Raw genomic sequence first — 19,372 nt, 5'->3', positions numbered from 1 at the left:
GCGTGCTTCCAGGTCAGAGGTAGGCGTACGCGTCGCGCCAGGCCACCGTCATGTACGCGGTCCCTGTGGTGTCCGTGCCACGCAGCACGAAGTCCTGCCGGCCGATGGGGAGCCGCATGTCCTCGAGTCGCGGTGTGCCGCGGTAAAGGAGCCCGGCGACAGAGGCGTTGCCGTTGCGCAGCACCGTCCGAGCCCACGGCCGCGTGTCGATGACCACACGCTCCCCGGCGCCCAGGGTGAGGTTGAGGGACGCCTTCCAGCGGCCGACGACTTCGCACACGGGCTGGGTGATCGGCCCGTGGAACGTGATGACGGGCCAAGTGGGCTTGTTGCCGCCCACGGTGACGTCTCCGGCAACCTTGCCGCTGCTCTCGCCGGTCATCGTCAGTGGCGTGGTCAGTGGGCCGACGAGTCCGCGGTGCGGAGGGGGCTGGATGTCGATGCGGACGTTCTGCCCGACGTCGTCGTACGCGGTGTCGTCCTGGCACGCGAAGGTTGCCACGACGGGCGTGTAGCCCTGCCTGGTGAGCTTCGACGCGGCGGGCGCCCACTTCCGGGGGCGGCCGTAGAAGCGGCGAGCTCGGCCGCCCTGCATGGTCGACAGCGTGGCGGGGGTCGCGAACCGTAGGCGCAGAGCCTCGGCGTCCCACGCCTGCCCCATCACGGACAGCCGGTCCAGGTTCGCACCGTGGCGGCCTTGCTGGGTGAACGCGTCGTCGACGGCGTCCACGCCCACCTCGAAGGTGATGGTGGCGGCGGCCTTGAAGTCCTGCCCGAAGCGGATGCCGTCCGCGCGCGGCAGCGGGGTGTCACCTGCGTCGGTGTCGCCGTACGCGATCTCGTGCGGCTCCAGCAGGTAGTAGCCGGACCGGAGGGTGCCGAACGTGAACGAGGCACCGGGATGCACGCCGTTGGCGCCGTACGACAGCTTCCACTCACCTTCAGCCGGCGACATGGGCACCTCCTCGGCGTATGCGGCGCAGCTCGAACATCGCGTCGTTGAGCGCCTCTCCTGGACTCATGGGGCGGCCGGTCATCGTGAGGTTGAGGTCTCCGCCGACGAGGGCGGAGCTGGCGGCCTGCGGGGCAGATGCGCGGGGAGCAGTCGCGCGGGTGCCGCGGTTGATGGCGACCGCGCCGTCGGCGTGCTGACGCAGGGCCCCGTTCGCCCAGGCGACGACGCCGCCAAACTGCTGGACGACCTGCTCGACGATCTGCTTGGACCTGGTGCGCTTCGAACCGGCCAGGGGCACGTACGCCTCGCCGCCGGTCTCCGGCTCCGCCCACAGGCGCCACTCGCCGGGGCGGGCGATCTGCGCGACGTGCCGTTCAGTCCCGGCCGCGAACGCCTTGATGCGGTTGCCGGCGCGGCGGATGCCGCCGTTGGCGTACCGCACGATGCCGCCGTCCGCGTGCTCGGAGACGTACGGCTTGCCCTTGGTGCTGTACTGGATCGTGACGTGGACGGTCTTGCCGGTGAGGCCGTTGATCTTCCGCTGGATCGCCGCGACGTTGTTGGACGCAGTCCCGGTCGGGGCGGTGATCTCGACCTTTTTGCCCTTGAGTTCCTTGACCTTGTAACCCAGGTCCTTGATCATCTGCTGCGCCGTTTTCGTCGGCGCTTCCATCTTCAGCTTCTTGCCGGGCGGAAGGCCCGCGACCTTGTCGCGAATCGCGGTCAGGTCGGTCGTGGCCCGCTTGATGATGGCGTTGACCGTGACGTTCTTCCGGTTCGGTGCGTTCGCGATGTCCGCGGCGAGTGCGCCGATGTCGACGCGTGCGCCCTTCGTCGGGGCGGTGATCCTGACGTTCTTGCCACCAGGCAGGCCCGTCACCTTGAAGCCCAAGAGCTCAAGCTGCTTCCGTGCCTCGCCGGTCGGAGCCTTGACGGTGATGGACTTCCCCGCACCGAGGCCGTCCAGCTTGGCGCGCAGGCCGAGGATCTGCGCGGTGGACTCCGGGATGCCCTTGGTTGTCATCAGGGTGGTGACGGTGTCTGGGATGAAACCCATCTGGTCGGCGAGGGCGCGTGCTTGGGCCTTGGGAATGCCCATGTCCATCGCGAGCTGGATCGCCTTCGAGCGGGCCCGCTCCATCGCGCCCTGCCCCTTGTCCATCGCTTCGGACATGGGCATCAGGCCCTGCTCCGCGGCCTCCTGAGCGCGGGTGGCGACGCCGAGCATCGAGTCACGGAGTTCGGTGAGCTGTCCGTTCAGGGTCTGGCCGTTGCGAGAGGCGGTGTTGACCAGGCCATCGTTGGCGACGAGTGCCTTGCCCCAGCCTTCGGCGCGGTCGATGTTGTCCTTCATCGTGTCGTCGATCTGCAACATCACAGAGTTGAGCTGCGCGGTCGCGTCATGGAAGGACTGGGAGTTGCCGTTGAGGGCGTCGAGTGCGCGCCGCAGGTTGTCGACCCGCTCGTCGGCGCTCTTGGTCTTGTCGCTGAAGCCCTGCACGGCGCTCTGCAGGCGGTCATACGCCGAAGTGCCGGTGCTGGCACTCCCGTTGATTGCCTCGTTGAGTTCCTTGGACTTGGTCGTGAACTTGTCGAGCTCGCCGCTCATCCCCTTCAGGGCGTTGGCGGCGGCCTCGTATCTCTTGCCCTCGTCGCTCATTTCCAGCACGTCGACCTTGGGGCCCTTGGATACGTAGTGCTCGGTCTCCTTGGCAAGGGCGCGCAACTTCTTCTCAAGCCCGGAGATCGAACCGCCCTGGTCGAGGTACGCGTTCGTGACGTCCCGGAGGCTGACGTCCGCTTCGCGGAGGACGTCGACGAGCTTCCCCTTGCCGTCGGAGAGCTTGGCGTCCTGGAGGTACTGCGCCGCCAGCGCCCGCACGTTGGCGTCGACCTGCCCGTTCGAGTCGGCAAGGGCCTGCGCCAGGGAGCTGATGCGCTCCTCATGTGCGGCCGCCGCACGAGCTGCGGCTTCCTGCTTCGCGGCGAGCAGACCAAGCCCGATCGTGACGCCAGCCATCGCAATACCGAGGGGTCCACCCAGCGCGGACGTCATGCCGCCGATCGCTCTGGAGGCAGTCCGGTTCGCCGCACCGATGCCCCGCATCGTCCCGCTAAGGCGTCCGCCCTCCTGCGCCGCGCCCCGATAGGCCATCCCCATCCGCTGCCACAGGCTGACCTGTGGCCCCATCACTCCAGGACCGAGTGAGCCGCGCATCGTCGAGCCGAGAGTGGTGAAGGACGTTCCCGCTGCGCGCACCTGCGAGCCGAGGCTTCGCAGCATGCCGGAGACACTGCTGATGACCTTCAGGGCAAGCAGTGTCCCCAGGAGCGCGGCTAGGGCCGTGTTCGCTCCGGGGATCACTCCCATGATCGAGTTGAAGGAGTGGAGCAGGCCGTTGAAGGCGGCCAGGAGGACACCGAGCCCGCTTCCGGCTGCGGAGAGGTTCCCGATCGCGGTGGCCAGGTTGGAGATCAGGCCGATCAGGGCAGGGCCGATCGACTGGCCGATGCTGTTGAAGAAGGACCCGAGCGCCGGCATCAGTTCCGTGCGGATCTGCCGGATCAGATCGGTGACGCCGTTGTCCTTCGCGGCCCGCCCCAGACCACGGAAGAAGTCCCCGACCAGGCGGTTCAACTCGTGGAAAGTCGGAGCCGCGTCGCTGAAGAACTGCTTCATCGACGTCTGGCCCTTAACCGAGTTCGCCCACCTCTTGAAGCGGGTCATGGTGCCCTCGAACCCGTCGAGGAGGGCGTTCCCGGAGTCCTGCGCGGCCTTGCCGACACCACCAAGACCCTTGACCAAGTCCCAGGCTGAGCGGCCGAGTTGGGCGGCCTTGTCTCCGGCGTGATCGAGGAACTTGGCCAGGCTTCCGGTGTCGCGTCCGGCTTTGACGGAGGCGCGCGCCCATTGCGTGACCTTTTCAGCGCCGCGGCTGGCCCGCTCGACGAAAGGGCCGGACGCCACCAGAAAGTCGAGGCTGGCGCGCCCCAGGTTGGCGAGCCCGTCGGTCATGTGGCCGACAGCCGTGCTGTTGGTCACCGCGATCTGTTTGAAGTCCCGGCGGAACGGGCCGGACTGCATGAACTGTGCGCCTCGCTTGGCCAGCGAGCCCAGCTGCCCCGCAGTATCGCCGAGCGAGTCCTTCAGCAGCGGCAGCACCGAGGACGACAGCGGCTTGATCTCGTCCGCGACCTGCGAAAAGAAGCGTTCCTGCACCGACTGGCGCATCTTGCGCCATGCACCGCTCAGGCTCGCGACCGTCGTGACGGACTTGCGTGCCGAGGCGGACAGACCATCGAGGGACTGGGCAAGGGCCTCCTGCTGCGCCTTGGTCAACTTGGCGCCGGTGGCGGCCTGCTGCTGCGCCTTGAGGGTCTGCTTCAGCGCCTCCCCGAACCCGCTGAAGGCAACCTTCGCGCCGATCGCAGCAGTGCCGGCCGCGACGATCAGACCAGGTATCGCTCCGAGGACACCGACAGTGGGCGCGGCGGCCGAGACAAGCGCGGTCAGGCCCGCACCGTACTGGGTGAGCGCCGCCGCGGCGGGCTGCAACAGAGACAGCAGCGAGCCGATGCCGAGCATCCGCATCCCACGCCGGCCGCCCGGCATCCGCATCCGCACCGGCACGCTGACCGGCGTGCGGTCTGCCTCGCCCTGCGCCCCGCGGATCAGGTCGCGGATGCCGGAGAGGAGGCCGCCGTTACGGCTGTAGCTGTCCGAGTCATCGTCAGGCCGCACGGGCACGCGGACGTCCGTTCCGGCGATGCGCCGCGCGATGCCGTCCAGCTCGGTGCGGAGCCGCTGGTCGTCGACCTTGATCTCGACCTTGGCGCTGACACCCTTCGACGCCTCTTTGACGGCGGCTTCGAGCTTCTTGCGCAGGTTCTTGTCGTCGACCTTGACCTTGACCTTGACGGCCAGGCCCTGGGCGGCCTCCTCGACCTTCGTGCGCAGTTCGCGTACGAACCCGGTGAGGTCGGCGACGACCGGCACGTCCAGGCGGCCAGCCTGCAGGCCCTCAGCCACTGCGGACCATTCCTCTCTGCATCGCGGCCGCGAGCATCTGCCGGTGCCCCGTCATCTGAGGGGCGGCGGACTGCTGTTGAGGCCGCGCGCCCGGCGGATGGGGAGCGGCTTCGGCGGGGTTGTACGGGCGAGGGATGGACGTCGGTTCTTCACGTCGCCGGTCGGCGGCCAGGATGCTGACCTCTTCGATCAGCTGTGCCAGGAGTTCCGTCTCCTTGGTCCACCCGTTGATGTGGGCGGACTGGACGCGGGAGTCCTCGGGGAGGCCGTCGATCAGGACGATCAGACGCCTCAGTCCGATGAAGCCGGGCTCTCCTGGCTCTCGCCAGACTCCTCGGGCGTCGAGCCCGTGGTGGAATCGGCTGAGGTCGGCTTCGACGTCTCCCCATCGCTCTCGGAGGAGGCGCCCAGCCCAAAGAGCTTTCCCAGGTCAACTCCGTAGACCTTGATCAGGCCCAAGGTGAGACGGACGTACGCGGGGAGAGACGGGCCCAGCTCGTCAAACCGCTGATACTCCTCCTCGCCGAGGAGAATGCGATGCACCTCGTAGATCGCATCGACGAACTGGCGAGGCAGGTGGGGCCGCTTGAAGATCAGGTCGATGACGGTGGCGGCCGTCGGGTTCTCGCTGGCCTCGATGATGTCGCGGAGCAGGCCGACGAGGTCCAACTTCTCGGAGAGCAGCGGATCGAGCGCCTTGGCCGGGAGCTCGGCCGGGTAGATGAACTGCTCCTCGCGGTACTTCACCGGTATGCCGTGGGGGTACTGGACCTCCCGGCGTTCGGCGGCGTCGAGATCGATGACGAAGGACATGAACGGCGGGCCTCTCGTGTGTGCGGGCTGAATCGCGGGGTGCGGCAGCGCGCGGACACTGGCAAGCAGGTGAGGCTTGCGTCGCGCGCTGCCGCGGCGAGAGGTCAGCCGCCCGCCGGCGGCGTGACGACGGGAGGAGCGAAGCTCGGGTCGTCGGCGATGACGTACCAGGCATCCGAGTCATCGCCGCCCTGCACGGCCAGGCGCAAGGGCAGGACCGATTCCTTCGTCTTGGCGAGCTCGGTGCTCACGCCCTCCATCTGCATCGACCTGGGGACCATGTAGCGGTAGTGCTTGCCGCCGTCGATCACTTCGATGCATGCGGCGATCTCGGTGCGGCCGCCGATCCGGGGCGGGGTGAACTTGTAGTGCTTCTTGCTGTCGGCAGCGGTGACTTCGTCGATCTGGCCACCGCCGTACACAGCCTGGAAGTTGGGGCCGGACCACTGCTGAAGATCGACCTCGATGGTCGACGCGTCCTGCGTCTGGAAGGTCCGCGTCGGGTAGCTGCTCTGGGCGCTACGGACCTGCTCGAAGTTCGGCTCGTTGTTGAATTTGAGCGAATCTTCGGTGGTGAGGCCGACGGCGCGCCAGCCGGCGGGCATCGCGACGGTCGCGTCGGCCGGCGCATTGGTGCCGACCTCAGCGAGCCACACGCGGGTGAGCGAGGGGATGACGATCTGGTTGTTGTTGGCGGTCTCGCCTGCCATGACGGGCTTCTCCCTGGGGGTCCGGTGATCGGGCCCCGGAACCTTGGGGAGAGCAGGTGGCTAGCGTCGCGTGCTCCCGCCTCAGCGGTCGACTCGCTTCCATAGGGGGGCCGACCCGCGACGCGGTGGACGCTTTGGTGCGTTGTGCAAGTCCACCGTCAGTCCAGCTGCCAGGGTTCCGGTCAGGCTCTGTGCCCTCGCGGCGCGGGTGGGCGCGAATACCGCTGCTCCTGGCGGGGGTTCACCTTCCAGGTGCATGTCTTGATCGTGGCAAGAGCCATTCGGACGGAGTGGGCTCACGCACTCGAACGCGACCAGCGCACTTTGGGCCGTGTTCCCCATCCCTGGGCTATGCCGCTCGTATTCCTTCATGGCGGTCGTCATGGCTGTGCGGTCCGATGGGTCGTCAAGCAGGATGAGACTGCTGACCCCAGGGGACCAAGCGGACGGAACGCCTAGATAGCCGATATGGCGATCGCATCGGTAGTCATCTGGTGGGCGGTACGGAAGCTTCACACCGAAGATCGCTGTGGGCGGCCTACGACGGTAAGCGGCGAAGGGCTCGTCCTCGGGCCCCTTCACGCCCTCAAGCGTGTTGCAGTTGGAGCAGAGCAGCCCTCGCACGAGCCCAGTGGCGTGATCGTGATCCACCACGCACGCGGCAGTGACTACCCCGCATAGTGCGCACCGGTTGCGTTGCCAGGCGATCAGCTTGCCCAGCGACGGCAGTTTCGGGTCCACAACTGTCGGCAACTTCCATTGGTGACAGGCTGGTTGGGCGGCAGCAGGCGCAGCATCAGGCATACGTCACCTCTACCAGCCATCACTGACAGCGGGGTCCTGAGCGATCGGGTCGACTGCTTCTGGCGCGGGGCGCCTGGCCTGTCGACTACGGGTGCAGGGTGACCAACAGGCCCAGAATCCAGCGGGGTCGGCCGTCGACGAGCGGTGACCACAGGAGCGTGCCGGAGGGGCGTACGCCGCTGATGACGGGCTGGCCTGGCATGTGAGGGATGTCAGGTAGCTCGGTGGCGGCTGTCACGCAGACGAGTGCGATCCGCCGCAGTTCCGCTTGGCCCGGCCAGCCACCGGGGTCGCCGTACAACTCCAAGGTCACCTCGGGCTCGGTCGCCCAGGTCAGGGCGCGCAGGTCCCCACCGGGCCCATGGGTGACACGTAGGTGAGGCCACGGAGCTTCGGCGATGCCCGACGCGCGGCCGGGGCCACCCAGGGCCTCGGTCACACGGGGGTGCTTCTGGAGCCAGGCGAGGAGCGCCGAGACGGGATCGGCGTCGGCGAGTTCGTACGTCGCGGCCATCAGGTGCGGGCGACGTAGCCCGACAGGCGGAGACGGCGCGCGTAGTCGGCAGGTACGCGGAGCTTGGCGCCGGGCTGGTAGCTGGTGCCCTCGATGTTGAGGTGGTGGGACAGCGTGATGGTGTCCATGGGCGCGTTCATGGCGACGGTGACCGAGACGGTCTTGGCCTCGTCGGCCGGGGCCTCCGGCGCGATGGTCTTGGTGAGGTTCTTTGCAGTCATGCATTGCACTGTGGGCGGCACAGCCTGCTTGCGTCGCGTGCACTTGCGTTGGGGTGAACGGCCAACTCGGCTCAGGGAACCTTGCCATGAGCCCAAGACGCCCGACGGCGGTCGTTCGTCTACGTCAGGTACAGCAACTAGCCTGTTCCGCCTACGCGTTTACTGGGCCAAAAGGGGATCAGACGGTCTGGCACCTTGACGCCACCGGATAGGATGCCGATGGCGGAAAAGGCGCACGCCACCGCCATGCTATCCGCCGCCGTTAAGGCGTCACACCGTCTGACCTGCGAAAACTTCATTTTGCCTAGGCTTGTGGCCCCTCCAATGTGGTCGTTGTGCCGGAACGCCGGCACCTCAGATCGGGAGGGACAACGAATGAGTGGCAAGAAGCGCACCCCGGCCCACGGCCAGAGGGCCGCATGGCGAGAGATCCCCTGGGAGTGGCGCCGTCCTCGGCCTCTGGAGATCACCGGGCTCCTGACGGCCGTCCCTCTCGTAGCGGCGGTCGCCGGATACGTTCCCGAAGGTCCGGCCACGCTCAGCACAGCCGCTGCCTTCACTGTGAATTCCGTGGCCACGTTCGTTGCGCGCTGCGTGCGACGCACCCGCAGCTGAACCTGGCTGTCTCCGCGCTGTCGGCGCCCCTACGTGGGGGCGTCAGCGGCGGGCAGCCACGATTGCCGCAGCACGGGCCATGAAGTGGGTGCCGTCGGCCACCAGGCCGCCGGGGTACACAGTGCCGACTTCGGCGTCGACGACCATCGGGCCGCGCACGGTGACCGTCACGGTGACCTTCTTGCCGCTGATGACCGGCTGGCCGGTGCTGATGTTGCGGGCGATGCCATCTGGGTCGATCGCCGTGGTGCAACGGCAGTTCTTGAGGTTCGCGACCGCACGTGACGACCGATCGCCGGGGCGGAGCATGTACGTGCTCGGCCCGACACCGCGATGCTTGCGGTCCCAGTCCATGGAGTTGATCGTGAACCGCAGGTTGCCGGGCACCACCTGGCCCTGCGCCTGGATGTGGGTGTGGCGCACCTTGTCGTCGAACATAGTGACCCACCGCTTCGTCGGCGGAGCAAGACGCTTGGCCTCGACCTCGACCTGGTGGGCGATGCGTTGGACGTGCGGGGCGATCATCCGCGCGAGCAACGTCCCCAGTGCAGGGTTCGGGGTGAACTTCGCCAACTCAGGGCACCTCAGGCGGGTTACGGGTGGCGGCCACCTGTACGTAGTCGACGGCAGGGCAGCCTGCAACCTGGTGGTGACGGGAAGTGGTGACGGTCCACGTCATGCCAGTCTCATCGCCGACGACATCGCCGGGCTCCGCGGGCCAGGCGGCGGGGTCCAGGCGCAGGGACCACGTGCCATCGGGCTGCTCCAGCGCGGAGCCGGGCCAGGTACCGCGCGCTCCCGGTCGCTGATTCGGGTCCGGCGGCACCGGGACACCGTTCGCATCTCGGGCCCACGGGTGCTGGAGCGAGTAGAGCGTCAGCAGCCGGTTCGGAAGGACCACCGCCATTGCGTTCAGCCCCTCCGTTCAACGCCAGCGCTGCAGGCGGCTGGAAGAGTACGGCCACGGCGCGCGAGGCGGCCGGGTCAGCGGCTGGAACACCAGTCGGCGCAGCCGGTTGAGGCTGTTGATCGTGGGCAGCGCCCCCGCCTGGCCTGTGGTGGGGGCCGATTCGTACGAGATCGACTGCCCTTCCGCGCTCACCGAGGAGACGCGACGCCCCGAAACGGCGCTCTGGTCCGGGCGTTGCCGGGCGGACTCGGCGGCGTGAGCGACGACGTACCGCACGACAGTCTCCTCCTGTGCGCCGTTCAGGCCGACGAGGAGGTCCACGTCATACGTGCCATCGGCGTTGGCCCGGTAGGTGATCACTTCGGCGATGTCATCGAGGTGGACCGGCCAGTCATCGATGTCGTCGAGTGCGTCTGTCCAGCGGGGGGTGACGCCACGCAAAGTCGTCGCGGTCGGGACCAGCGGCCGGTTGAGGTGTGCGACGACGTCGGCCTGCGCATTGCGCATCTCTTCCTCGTACGCGCTGCGCTGGGCGAAGGTGAGGGGCAACGGGACGCCGAGGGCGTCGGCAACGGCTTCGGGCGAGCCGACCAGCCCCCGCCCCAGGGGGAGGTCGAGGCGCACGGACGTGTCCGTCACCGGCTGCGCAGCCGAGTTGGGGGTGAAGGTGACTGTGCCCCAGTAGCGGCCCGGCGCGACAGTGGGCAAGGCGAACCGGTACACCCCGGCTCGGAGTCGGTCGGCGGGTGCGGCCGAGGCGACCACTGGCCCGTCAAGCTCGGGCGTGCCGTACAGGTCTAGGCGCGTCACCTCGCCGCCGGCCGGGGCAGGGTCGTAGTGCGCCCCAGCCCACATGGGCTTGTGGTCGTAGACCGACACCCGTCGTCTCCCTTACTGCTTGTCGGTGCGCGCGGCCTGTGCGTCGAGGCGTTCGCGGACGCGGGCGGCGATCCCCTCGGAGACCACCGCGCCCTTGGGCTGGAGGAGCCGCGTGACGGGGTTGCGGTGCGGTCCGAGGAACGTGCGCTCGACGAGACGGACGGTGCACTGAAGGGTCGAACCGAACGGGGTCAGCGGCACGAACACGCCGTCAACATCGGTGGGCGGCTGGCCAGTGGCGTCGTCGAGGATGACGTCGGACAGGTTCTCCTCATCCGGAATGACCTCGGTCGGAGTGACGTACGGGCTCGACGCCGGGGCCTCCGGAGCCTCGTTTACGTGCGGCGGCTCCAGCGGAGCGGCGTCCGGCGCAGCGGGGGTGGTGTCGGGCTCCTGCGCGTCGACATCGGTCGCTTCGGCCGGGGGCTCCTGATCCGCCGTCTTGGCGGCGGTCTTGCGGGTGCGGGCGGTGGTGGCCATGGGGTGGCTCCTCATGCGGTGTCGGTCCGATCGCGCGCACCCTGCACAACGGGCTCGGCTTGTGTCGCGCCGTACGGAGGGGGCGCACGGCGGGGCTCGATCTCCGTGAGCCCCCGCCGCGTTACTCGTCAGCCTTCGGCCGGGGCCTCATAGGTGAAGCCGTTGGCCTTCGAGACGGTGCCGCTGTCGTCGGCGAGTTCGACGGCCACAGCCCCTTCGCCGGGCGGAGTCTTCACAGTGAGCTCGCCGGTCGAGCGGACGTTCAGCTCAGTGCCAGCGGCGCCACCGAAGGTGACCGCGGAGACGCCGTCGAGGTTGGAACCCTTGATCGTGACGGTGATGCCGCCCGCGGCCAGGCCTGTCGCGGGGCTGATGCTGGTGAGGGCCGCCGCTGTGAACAGGCGGTCGACGGCAGAGCGCAGAACGATCGTGCCGGCCGGGTAGAGCATGAAGCGCTTGGAACCCTCGGGCTGCCCGTCGCCGCGTCCGTACGGTTCGGAAATGTAGACGTCGTCGGTGACCCGAACAGGCGGATCGTCGAGCGCGGCCGCGGGGAATGCGGCTTTCGTGATGCGGGTGCCGTCCTGGCGATACAGGCCCATGGTGTCCTTCCTCCGGATGCGATGTCGGGGAAGGATCCGCAGCAGGCGAGGCTTGGGTCGCGCTCTGGCTCAGGCCGCAGACAGGTGGTGGGGGAGGGGCGATTCTGCCCCTGTTGGCCGAAGCCTCATGATCTACCCTCGTACATGCGGCGTCGGTCAAGAGACAGCACCGGGGGGACGACAACGTGTCGGGGAGCAGCAGAAGGCCGGATGGTACGCCTTATCCGTACATCGTCCGCTGTCGCGTGCCAGATGGTCGGGAGAACGAGTGGGGCTACGACACCTGGGAGCAGACAGACCAACAGCGGTGCAGCATCACCGAGATGTTCCAGAAGGCCGGAGAAGCCGTAATTGTCACGGTCCTCACGCCATTCAATCCACTGCGATACGAAGTCGAAGGTGTCGCCCCGACACCGGTCAGAGCGCCGACGCCCCAGGGCAAGAGCGACCGCCTGACGACAGCCAGAGTCTCGGATCCTCTCTGCCCCAAAAGCGGTCGCCATGCTCTCCCCGACAGCGCCCGAAGCATGATCACTGGCGACGAGGGCGATATAGCCGAAGCGCTTGCCGCTGCCTACGAGGGCTGTGAGCGTTGTATGGCCGACTTGGAGCTTCGCGTCGCAGGCGGCGACGGAACCCTTGTCGTGCTTATGGCGGCTATCTGGCTCTGCTCCTACGCCCAGGTCCGCGCATCACAAGGTCTGCCGCCTGCGATGTGCGCTGATGAGCTGTTCCCGTCAGTCTTCTTGAAGGCTCTGGACCCGAGGACCCGCCGCCTGCTGCGGAGACTCGTGCTAGAGCCCGTCGAAGCACCCGGCGGCGAGCCGGCCGCCCAGCCCGGAACCCATGAATTGGCCGACCTGGTCATCAACGTCGCCGACGATGATGAGCGCACCGCCCTATGGCATGACGCCCTCGACGGAGCGGTGGGCATTGTGCTGATGGAAGCTTTCCGACTCTAATCAGAGCAACCGCAGGTGGTCCCAGCCGTTAGGCCCCACGCTGAGGACGAGCAGTCCGGCTGACGAGACCTCGCCGGCTCCTCCGGACGCGGTGCACGCGGATCATCTCGCATGCTCAAGTCGTTGGTGTACGTCTGGTGCGGTGTTCTCGTAGTACTCGACGCAGTCCCCGACATCCAACCAGTACGCCGCGCACAAGTCGGCCTCGCTGTTTGGCGGTTGTTCGGCGGCCGGAGTGGTGACGACGATGGTGCCGCCGGGCTCGTGGCGGACGCCGGACTCCCAGCATCGCGGCGCCGGGGAGGCGCGCGCAGGACGTCACTCGGCTGCGACTGCACGTGAGAACTGGGCTGGAGCAGCGTGTTCAGGTCGTTCGTCAGGGGCGCCGCGGGCACCGACACCCATTGCCCGCACCACGGCGACGATGGCGCGCCACGGTGTAGGAGGTGATCACCTGGCCGTGCAGGCTGAGCACTTCAGCGATGGCAGTGGAGGAGACATGGCGGGTGTCGAGGATGCGGCGCAGTACCTTCGCGGTCTCCTCGTCGACCGACGTCAGGGCGTACCCGACGCCGCACGGCGGGCCTTGCGGGCGATTGGTGCTTCGGCCAGCGCGTTCAACTCAGCGGCCAACCTGGCAGATTGCCTCTTGGGCATCGGCTACCTCGCTCTCGTCAACGACAACAGGGCGGACCATATGGGCCGCCCCGTTTAACGTCGTCGACCGACCGATCAGCCGTCCTCGGCCAGCGCGATGCCTTCGACATATACCACGTGTTCCAGGAACGCCGCGTACAACTCGCGCTCCTCCGGTGATCCGTACAGCGCCAGCAAGCCCCTCGCGTAGTTGAGTTTCGGGCCGATCTCCTGCCCGGCGGGTTGAGCGTGGGACCACAGTTCGAGGTTGCCGGAGAGCATCCGGCCCCGCTCGTCCATGGCCAAGGGGCCAGCGGTGCGGTTGTCGTGCCTGATCCCATTGACGTGATGGACTTGCTCGGTGGAAAGCAGGGGACGTCCGAGAAGCGCCTCGATCTTGATGCGGTGCTCTCCCTTGGACGGCTTACCGAAGCCCTGCGAGATCATCCGGTAGCCGTCGGCGCGAAGGAAGCCGGTGGCCTCTTCCTGCCAGGCGGCCAGGGCGCACTCGCGCGAGCAGTAGATGGTGGCACGCGAGCTTGTCCGCTCCGCCGCCTTGCCGCAGCGCATACAGACGCACTCGACTCTGCGGCTCGCGCTCCGGCATTCCATGGAGCAGAAGCGCCTCACGCCCACTAGGGATGGGCTCAGGTAGCGCTCTTTCCCGCAGTGTTCGCACGGCACCAGGGAGCCTTGCCGGGGGCGGCCGGCCCGGTTGCGGCAGTCGACGCCGCAGTAGGCATTGCCGGAGTTGGGGACCAAGGTGGGTTTCCGCTGGAAGACGGTCCCGCACTGCGCGCAGGTCACGTCGACCGTCCGTGTGGACGCCTTCTGGCAGGCGCGCGAGCAGTAGGCGAGTCGGCCGGATTCGACTGCGTCGTACTGGCGGGTGCTCCCCTTGAAGCTGCCGCCGCATTCGGGGCAGGTAAGCGGCTGGCGGGCCTGTCGAAGTCCCCGGTTTTTGGGCCCCGTTGTCCGGGCCGATAGGGTTTCCCGGTAGTGCCGATGGCACAAGCCGCGGTAGTAGATCGGCCGCGGGCATTCGTCCCGCAGGCAGGTAGGCTCGCTCACGCGAACACCTCCAACTCAGGTGGGCGCGGGCCCCGGAGCTGTGTCCGCAGCTTCCGGGGCCACTTGTGTCACTGGGACTCTATGCGGAGCCACTGACATTCCACCGAGCCGGATTACGCCGGGTCAACCCAGGAACCGATCACCAGGGACTCGGGACGGGGCACTTCGAGCGCAACCCGTTCATCCGCCCGGAACGTCACAATGCCCTTCTCGAAGTTCTCGCCATTCTCGGAGGAAACGGTCACAGAGATGTTCTCCCGGTCGTGCAGTTGGGCTCCCATGCCGAAGGCGCCGATCAGGTAATTCGCGTCCGCCATGGCCGTCGTCTCCACCACGTTGAGACGCCAGATCCGCTTCTCCGCGCCGACTGCGACCTGCAGCGCGATGCGGAACGCCCCGGTGTCGTCGGTCTCGACCTCAAGCTGCTCCCACATCGACGGCGAGAGGACGATGCCGGTCGGTTCGTACTCTGCCAGGAGCGCCTTGGTGATGGCGCGACGGATCTGCACGGAATGCTTGTCCGTAGCCAGGCCCGTGTACTGCTGGACACCTGGTGTGTTGAAGATTCCCGTCAGGGACTGGCCGTCACCGACCGAGTGCAGCAGATCCCAATCCTCGGCATAGCGGAGTCCTTCCGTCATACGCGAGTTGATGAAGTTCTTCAGGCGAGGCTCGTCGCTGAGGATGTTTTTGTGGGCGTCGATGAGGTGAGCGACCTCGGCAATCGGATACATGACCGGGGTCAGGGACAGCTTGGAGCGCGGCGCACGGCCCCACGTGTCGCTTTCTGCGCCTGTGGCGGGCGAGACGCCGTCAGCGGCGTACCGTTCCTTGACCTGGGCCGCGCTGTTCGTCCAGCCGGTCTCGCGGACGCCGTACAGCACGGAGTTCTTGGTGCTGCTCTTGGGGAATAGGTCGCGGATGTGCCACTTGCGGTAGGCCCGCTCGGCGATGCCGAGGTTCTGTGCTGATCCGAGCGCCTGGTGGGTCACCGTGCCGGCGGACAGGCTGAAGATGGACTTGCCTTCCATCTCCGCGCGGACGTACGGGCGGTCGCGGAATCCGGCCTGCGCGGCGTGCTTGTACGCGTCGGACTCGACGAACAGGTCACCGAGGCTCTTGCCCTCCATGGGCCCCTGCTGCTTCTGGCCGTAGTGCTGGCCCGCGGCAGGCACGGAGTCGGGCTCGGCGAGGTACTGCTTGACCTGGCCCATGCCCTCGGTGTCGGCGATGAGTTGCTTGAGCTCCATCGCGTCGGCGGACACCTTCTTGAAGGCCGCGGCCTGCTCGGTGGAGACGACGAAGCCGCCGTTGTCCTCGACCTTGAACGTCTGGCTGATCCGCTCGGCTTCGGCGGACTTCTCGGCGAGCTGGGTCTTGAGGCTGTTGATCAGGCTCTTGTTCTCAGCCATTGCGGGGTGTTCTCTCCCTGATGCTGGGTGCGGTTGACGTGCGTCGCTCGCCCGGCCAGCACCGGGACGACCCGACAACGCGGGGCATTTGAGAGAGCGGGGGTGGTTAACGTCGCGTGCTGCTGTTCCCTACGACTCGGGGGACGGCGGCGCATGGCCTCTGACCTGCTGTTTTGTGGTGATGTTCGGGATGGAGCGTCGGGAAGGGGCGCGGCTGAGGTTCGACCTGGTGGTGGGCTGAGTGGCGCGTGCTACCCCTGGATCGCGGCGAGTTGGGCCTTCACCTCGGCCGGGTCGAGGAGGACGGTGTCCTCGCCGTCCCGCTCGTCCTCGCCCTCGTCGGTGTCCGGGGTCTCGGGGGCGCGGCTGTCGTGGGGCTCGTCGTACGGATCGTCGTCCCACAGGTCGATGGCGCCGTTCCCTGCCATCGGGGACGGCGGGGCTGGGGGCTCCTCGGCGTCGTCGTCGCCGATGTCGAGGCCCTTGGCGGAGAGCGCGGCGAGGAGTTCCCCGACAGTGGCGCGGACGGGCTCGAGTTGTTCGGCGCCGCCGGCTGCCTGAATGCGGGTGGTGGCGTCGGTGAGGGCTCGCATGGTCGGGCGGACGACGCGGTTGTCGGCGGCCTCGCTGGGGTCGGCTTCGCGTGCCGGCCCCTGGTCGGGGATGACCACGGTGGTCAGCTCGACGGGCAGCGGAGTTCCAAGGGTTATCTCCGGGCCTGTCCCGTCGTACGGCACCGCGTAGTTGACGGCCCCGGCACCGTCCTGGTGGACGGACACGATGACGCGGTCCGGGTAGGTCGCCTCGACGCACGTCCAGGTTCCTTCCTCGGTGGCGAGGAGGTGTCGGACGGCAGCGGCGACGCGGTCTCGGATCTCCTCATACGACGCGGGCAGCGGCTGAATTGGTGACACGGTGGCTCCAGGGATGATGCGGGACTTGGCTTCAAGGACGGCGGCGTGGGCGCTCTTGCTCTCGGCGGCCTGGGTGGCGGGGTAGATGCCGGTCGCATCGCGGTGCCGGAGATTGCAGTAGCCCTTGGCGTTGTCGGAGCCCATGTGGCGCCCAGCGATGGCCACGCAGCGGTCGAAGTCCCCGGCTGTGCCCCAGGCGATCTGTGTGGCGCCCTCGCCGCGCTTGTACCAGTGGCGAAGGTGCTCAGCGTCGCCGTGGTTCTTGTCGGGGCCGGCCGCGGCCTTGGCCTCAAGTACGGCTGCGCGGGCGTTTTTTGCTTCAACGTTGGCCCGGATCCCGAGTTCGTTCTTGCCCAGGGTGGTGTCGGCGGTGGCCTTGTGCTCCAGTTCGGTGGAGCCGGGGTCGGCCTTCACCTCCAGCGAGCGGGTCATGGGGTGCGCGCCGTGCAGGACGGGGGAGACCTCGTACAGGTCGAGCTTGTGGATCACCCTGACACCGTCGGAGCGCGTCGCGCCGCTCGGCGGGACGCGGTAGCCGATGGAGAACTGGGCTTCGCCGTGGGTGTGCCACTGCCGTACCTGCTCGTACACGTCGCGGCCCTTCGACGTGCGTAGGTTGAACTGGATCGTCGCGACGAGTGCCCCGGCTTCGGTCGGCCAGTTCGGGATGTCGGCGAACTTGGGGTCGCCGGGCTGCCATTCGGCGATCTCCAGGACGACGCCGATGGGCTCTTTCCACTCGTGGTGCCAGACGGTTTTGACGGGCCTGGTCGCCAGGGTGTGGGCGAAGGCGCCGGGGACGATCAGGTCCGCGACTTCGTCAACGACGCCTGTGACGGCGAAGATCGCCCTGCAGATGCCCTTGCGGGGTGCAGGGGCTCGGGACGTGGGGGCGGTCGGCACGGCGAGGAACCTCCGGCGGGTGGACAGTTGGCCGCCGGGGACCGTGCCGCGTCCGTCCGTCTACTGTCCTGCGCTGACTTCTGCCTCGGGGTTCTTCGCCTCCACGGCCGTGCGCGCCGCGAGCCACCCCTGAGTCCAATAGCGAGCGCCGAACTGCTGGTCTTGGCTGGCGCTGTACTGGTCGTACGGGCAGGCATCGGAGGGGTCTCCCGCCACGAAGGCGGCCTTGCCCTCCTTGAGCAGCGCCAGATACGCCTGGCGGTTCAGCTCCACTGGTACGGCTCCTGACTCTTCGGCGGGAACAACGCGTCTTGCCCGCCGTGGCCGGCGGTGTCGGCCCCGCCGCTCTCGCCGTTGGCCTGGCTGTGGGTCCGGGGCATCTGTGCGTCGTCGACGTCGATGGCCCACACGTCCGGGTTGGTGTAGCGCCAGACCTGGCCGGTGGCGTCACGGACCCACCCGGTCAGTGTGCCGTCCGGAGCCTGGTCGAGCCACGCGTCTTCGCCATTGGCGCCCTTATAGGCGGCGAACGCGGCGGACGGTTCGGTCTCGTCGCCCGCGTCGTACATGTCGCCGGACCAGGGCCGCGCATCGTCCTCGGGGGCAGGCGGCGCTTCCTCGGAAGACTCGTCCTCGACCGCCGGGGGTTCCTCTGCCGGACCCTCCCGGGCCTCTTTGGGCGATTCGGCGGGGTCGGTCTCGGCTTCCGGTACCTCGCCGGCGGGTCTGTCCGCCGGGGCCGAGTCCGGGACGGTCGAGTCCGGCGAGACATCGATGTCGGTGTCGTCCGCGGCCGCGGTGTCTTGCTCTTGGTCTTCGTCGTCCCCGAACGGCTTGCCGCCCTTGGGGAGTGCCTTGATGGCGAATCCGTATCTGGTCACGCTGCGAAGGGTGGATGAGGTGAACTGTTTGTGTCCTGCCGCGCCGACACCAAGGTGCCGGCAAAGAACCGCGTCACCAGCCCTAAATGGGCGTCTTTGGGATGTCGCACGCCTCCTCAATCGCTGGTCTCCAGAAGGCGCTCGGCTTCGGGGATGACCTCATCCCTCATCCACTCCAGGTACTTGCGGAGGGTAGGAATCAGCTCCTCACCGGCACATTTCCCGTTCGCGACCATCCAGGTTCGTCGGTATGTCGGCTCGACCCGTTCAGTTTCGGGTGGCGGTGGCGTGGTGCTGAAGGTGTACCGTTCCGGCTCCTCTCCATCCCTGACGACGTCGATGTGTGCCGTGCCGGTGATCACTGTCGGGTTGTACGCCGTAGCTCTCGCCATTGCCGTATCGATCGCCAAGACCTCGTGCCGGACCCGCGCCTCTTCGGACGCCTCGTGAAGAACCAGATTCCTCACGTCTTTAACACACAGGAACCGACGGTCCTTCCCGCTTTCGCTCCACAGCTCTTTGAACTTGAGCGTCGCCAGCTTCGTCGACTCGAAATCGACCGCGTTGCCGACCCTGCGGATCACGGCGATGGCCCCGACGAAGGCATCCTCGAACGCCTCCCGGTCGTCGATGAGCTCCTCTAGGAGCTGGAGGTACTTCTCCGCCAGTGTGAGCGCCTTCCGACTTCTTTCCAGCCTCATGGGTACAGCCCAGCCATTCTGGACTGGTGATGCTGTCCGAGTACGCCCAGGTAGCCGAGGGGAGGCACCCATGGATGACGATCAGGCTGTGACCTGCGCCGTACGGCCGTGCCCAGAGCGGCGGCTCTCGAGAACATTGCTGTACCGGTGGAGGACCGCAAGGACTGCCTCCTCATCGTTTCCGGCCACGGTGCGCAGAGGCCCCGTCGGTGACAGGGGGATCGACTCGCCCAAGTGGAGCTCGAAGAGCGCTGCCGCGCGGGTGGAGCCAACCACCGGCCGGACCGCGTCCCCGGTGATCTGCACCTGGTACGCAGAGCCGTCGTCGAACCGGCCGGTGACGGTGTGTGGCACAGTCT

The 19,372-nt window shown here is 67.7% G+C and carries 19 protein-coding genes; 1 reads left to right on the top strand and 18 read right to left on the bottom strand.

All coding sequences use genetic code 11. The annotated features are described in order from the left end of the window. Positions 1-13: 13 nt before the first annotated feature. From QIS96_RS28215 to QIS96_RS28165, 11 genes are all read right to left on the bottom strand, one after another. On the bottom strand, positions 14-955 hold the full coding sequence (locus QIS96_RS28215; protein ID WP_282545600.1) for a hypothetical protein: 942 nt from the start codon (positions 953-955) through the stop codon (positions 14-16). After that, a complete protein-coding gene (locus QIS96_RS28210; protein ID WP_282545599.1) occupies positions 942-4,985 on the bottom strand; it encodes a hypothetical protein in 4,044 nt (1,347 codons plus the stop codon). The genes QIS96_RS28215 and QIS96_RS28210 overlap by 14 nt, the downstream gene beginning before the upstream one ends. 291 nt (positions 4,986-5,276) lie before the next feature. Beyond that, the gene (locus QIS96_RS28205) at positions 5,277-5,798 is read right to left on the bottom strand and encodes a hypothetical protein (RefSeq protein ID WP_282545598.1); all 522 of its coding nucleotides are present in this window, start codon (positions 5,796-5,798) and stop codon (positions 5,277-5,279) included. Positions 5,799-5,902: 104 nt separating this feature from the next. Next, a complete protein-coding gene (locus QIS96_RS28200; RefSeq protein ID WP_282545597.1) occupies positions 5,903-6,508 on the bottom strand; it encodes a phage tail tube protein in 606 nt (201 codons plus the stop codon). Between the two features lie 81 nt (positions 6,509-6,589). Then, entirely contained in the window at positions 6,590-7,312 is a 723-nt protein-coding gene (locus QIS96_RS28195) for an endonuclease domain-containing protein (RefSeq protein ID WP_282545596.1), read from the bottom strand. 85 nt (positions 7,313-7,397) lie between these two features. Next, a complete protein-coding gene (locus QIS96_RS28190; protein WP_282545595.1) occupies positions 7,398-7,826 on the bottom strand; it encodes a hypothetical protein in 429 nt (142 codons plus the stop codon). Beyond that, a complete protein-coding gene (locus QIS96_RS28185; protein ID WP_282545594.1) occupies positions 7,826-8,047 on the bottom strand; it encodes a hypothetical protein in 222 nt (73 codons plus the stop codon). Before QIS96_RS28185 ends, QIS96_RS28190 begins: the two co-directional genes overlap by 1 nt. Before the next feature lie 657 nt (positions 8,048-8,704). Continuing rightward, positions 8,705-9,235, bottom strand: coding sequence for a hypothetical protein (locus QIS96_RS28180; protein ID WP_282545593.1), 531 nt, complete (start codon positions 9,233-9,235; stop codon positions 8,705-8,707). 352 nt (positions 9,236-9,587) lie between these two features. Then, positions 9,588-10,451, bottom strand: coding sequence for a hypothetical protein (locus QIS96_RS28175; protein WP_282545592.1), 864 nt, complete (start codon positions 10,449-10,451; stop codon positions 9,588-9,590). 12 nt (positions 10,452-10,463) lie between these two features. Continuing rightward, positions 10,464-10,931, bottom strand: a complete 468-nt coding sequence (locus QIS96_RS28170) for a hypothetical protein (RefSeq protein WP_282545591.1) — start codon at positions 10,929-10,931, stop codon at positions 10,464-10,466. Positions 10,932-11,059: 128 nt separating this feature from the next. Continuing rightward, the gene (locus QIS96_RS28165; protein WP_282545590.1) at positions 11,060-11,533 is read right to left on the bottom strand and encodes an IPT/TIG domain-containing protein; all 474 of its coding nucleotides are present in this window, start codon (positions 11,531-11,533) and stop codon (positions 11,060-11,062) included. Positions 11,534-11,718: 185 nt separating this feature from the next. On the opposite strand from QIS96_RS28165, the gene QIS96_RS28160 reads away from it, so the two are divergent. Then, positions 11,719-12,495 carry a hypothetical protein gene (locus tag QIS96_RS28160; RefSeq protein ID WP_282545589.1) on the top strand — a complete coding sequence of 259 codons (777 nt, stop codon included), beginning with the start codon at positions 11,719-11,721 and terminating at the stop codon, positions 12,493-12,495. Positions 12,496-13,227: 732 nt separating this feature from the next. On the opposite strand, the gene QIS96_RS28155 is transcribed toward QIS96_RS28160, so the two are convergent. The 7 genes from QIS96_RS28155 to QIS96_RS28125 form a co-directional block, all read right to left on the bottom strand. Next, the gene (locus QIS96_RS28155) at positions 13,228-14,202 is read right to left on the bottom strand and encodes a hypothetical protein (RefSeq protein ID WP_282545588.1); all 975 of its coding nucleotides are present in this window, start codon (positions 14,200-14,202) and stop codon (positions 13,228-13,230) included. Between the two features lie 113 nt (positions 14,203-14,315). Continuing rightward, a complete protein-coding gene (locus QIS96_RS28150; protein ID WP_282545587.1) occupies positions 14,316-15,614 on the bottom strand; it encodes a phage major capsid protein in 1,299 nt (432 codons plus the stop codon). 251 nt (positions 15,615-15,865) lie between these two features. Then, positions 15,866-17,431 carry an HK97 family phage prohead protease gene (locus tag QIS96_RS28145; RefSeq protein WP_282545586.1) on the bottom strand — a complete coding sequence of 522 codons (1,566 nt, stop codon included), beginning with the start codon at positions 17,429-17,431 and terminating at the stop codon, positions 15,866-15,868. A gap of 60 nt (positions 17,432-17,491) precedes the next feature. Then, on the bottom strand, positions 17,492-17,704 hold the full coding sequence (locus QIS96_RS28140) for a hypothetical protein (protein ID WP_282545585.1): 213 nt from the start codon (positions 17,702-17,704) through the stop codon (positions 17,492-17,494). Then, the gene (locus QIS96_RS28135) at positions 17,695-18,312 is read right to left on the bottom strand and encodes a hypothetical protein (protein WP_282545584.1); all 618 of its coding nucleotides are present in this window, start codon (positions 18,310-18,312) and stop codon (positions 17,695-17,697) included. The genes QIS96_RS28140 and QIS96_RS28135 overlap by 10 nt, the downstream gene beginning before the upstream one ends. Before the next feature lie 116 nt (positions 18,313-18,428). Further along, the gene (locus tag QIS96_RS28130) at positions 18,429-19,013 is read right to left on the bottom strand and encodes a hypothetical protein (RefSeq protein WP_282545583.1); all 585 of its coding nucleotides are present in this window, start codon (positions 19,011-19,013) and stop codon (positions 18,429-18,431) included. An 81-nt stretch (positions 19,014-19,094) separates the two neighbouring features. Further along, a complete protein-coding gene (locus QIS96_RS28125; protein ID WP_282545582.1) occupies positions 19,095-19,367 on the bottom strand; it encodes a hypothetical protein in 273 nt (90 codons plus the stop codon). Positions 19,368-19,372: the final 5 nt, after the last annotated feature.

The sequence above is a fragment of the Streptomyces cavernicola genome (genome assembly GCF_029968035.1).
In the GTDB taxonomy this organism is placed as follows: Bacteria; Actinomycetota; Actinomycetes; order Streptomycetales; family Streptomycetaceae; genus Streptomyces; species Streptomyces cavernicola.
The sequence above is the reverse complement of the archived record's forward strand: the minus strand, read 5'-3'. Positions and strand labels throughout refer to the sequence as shown.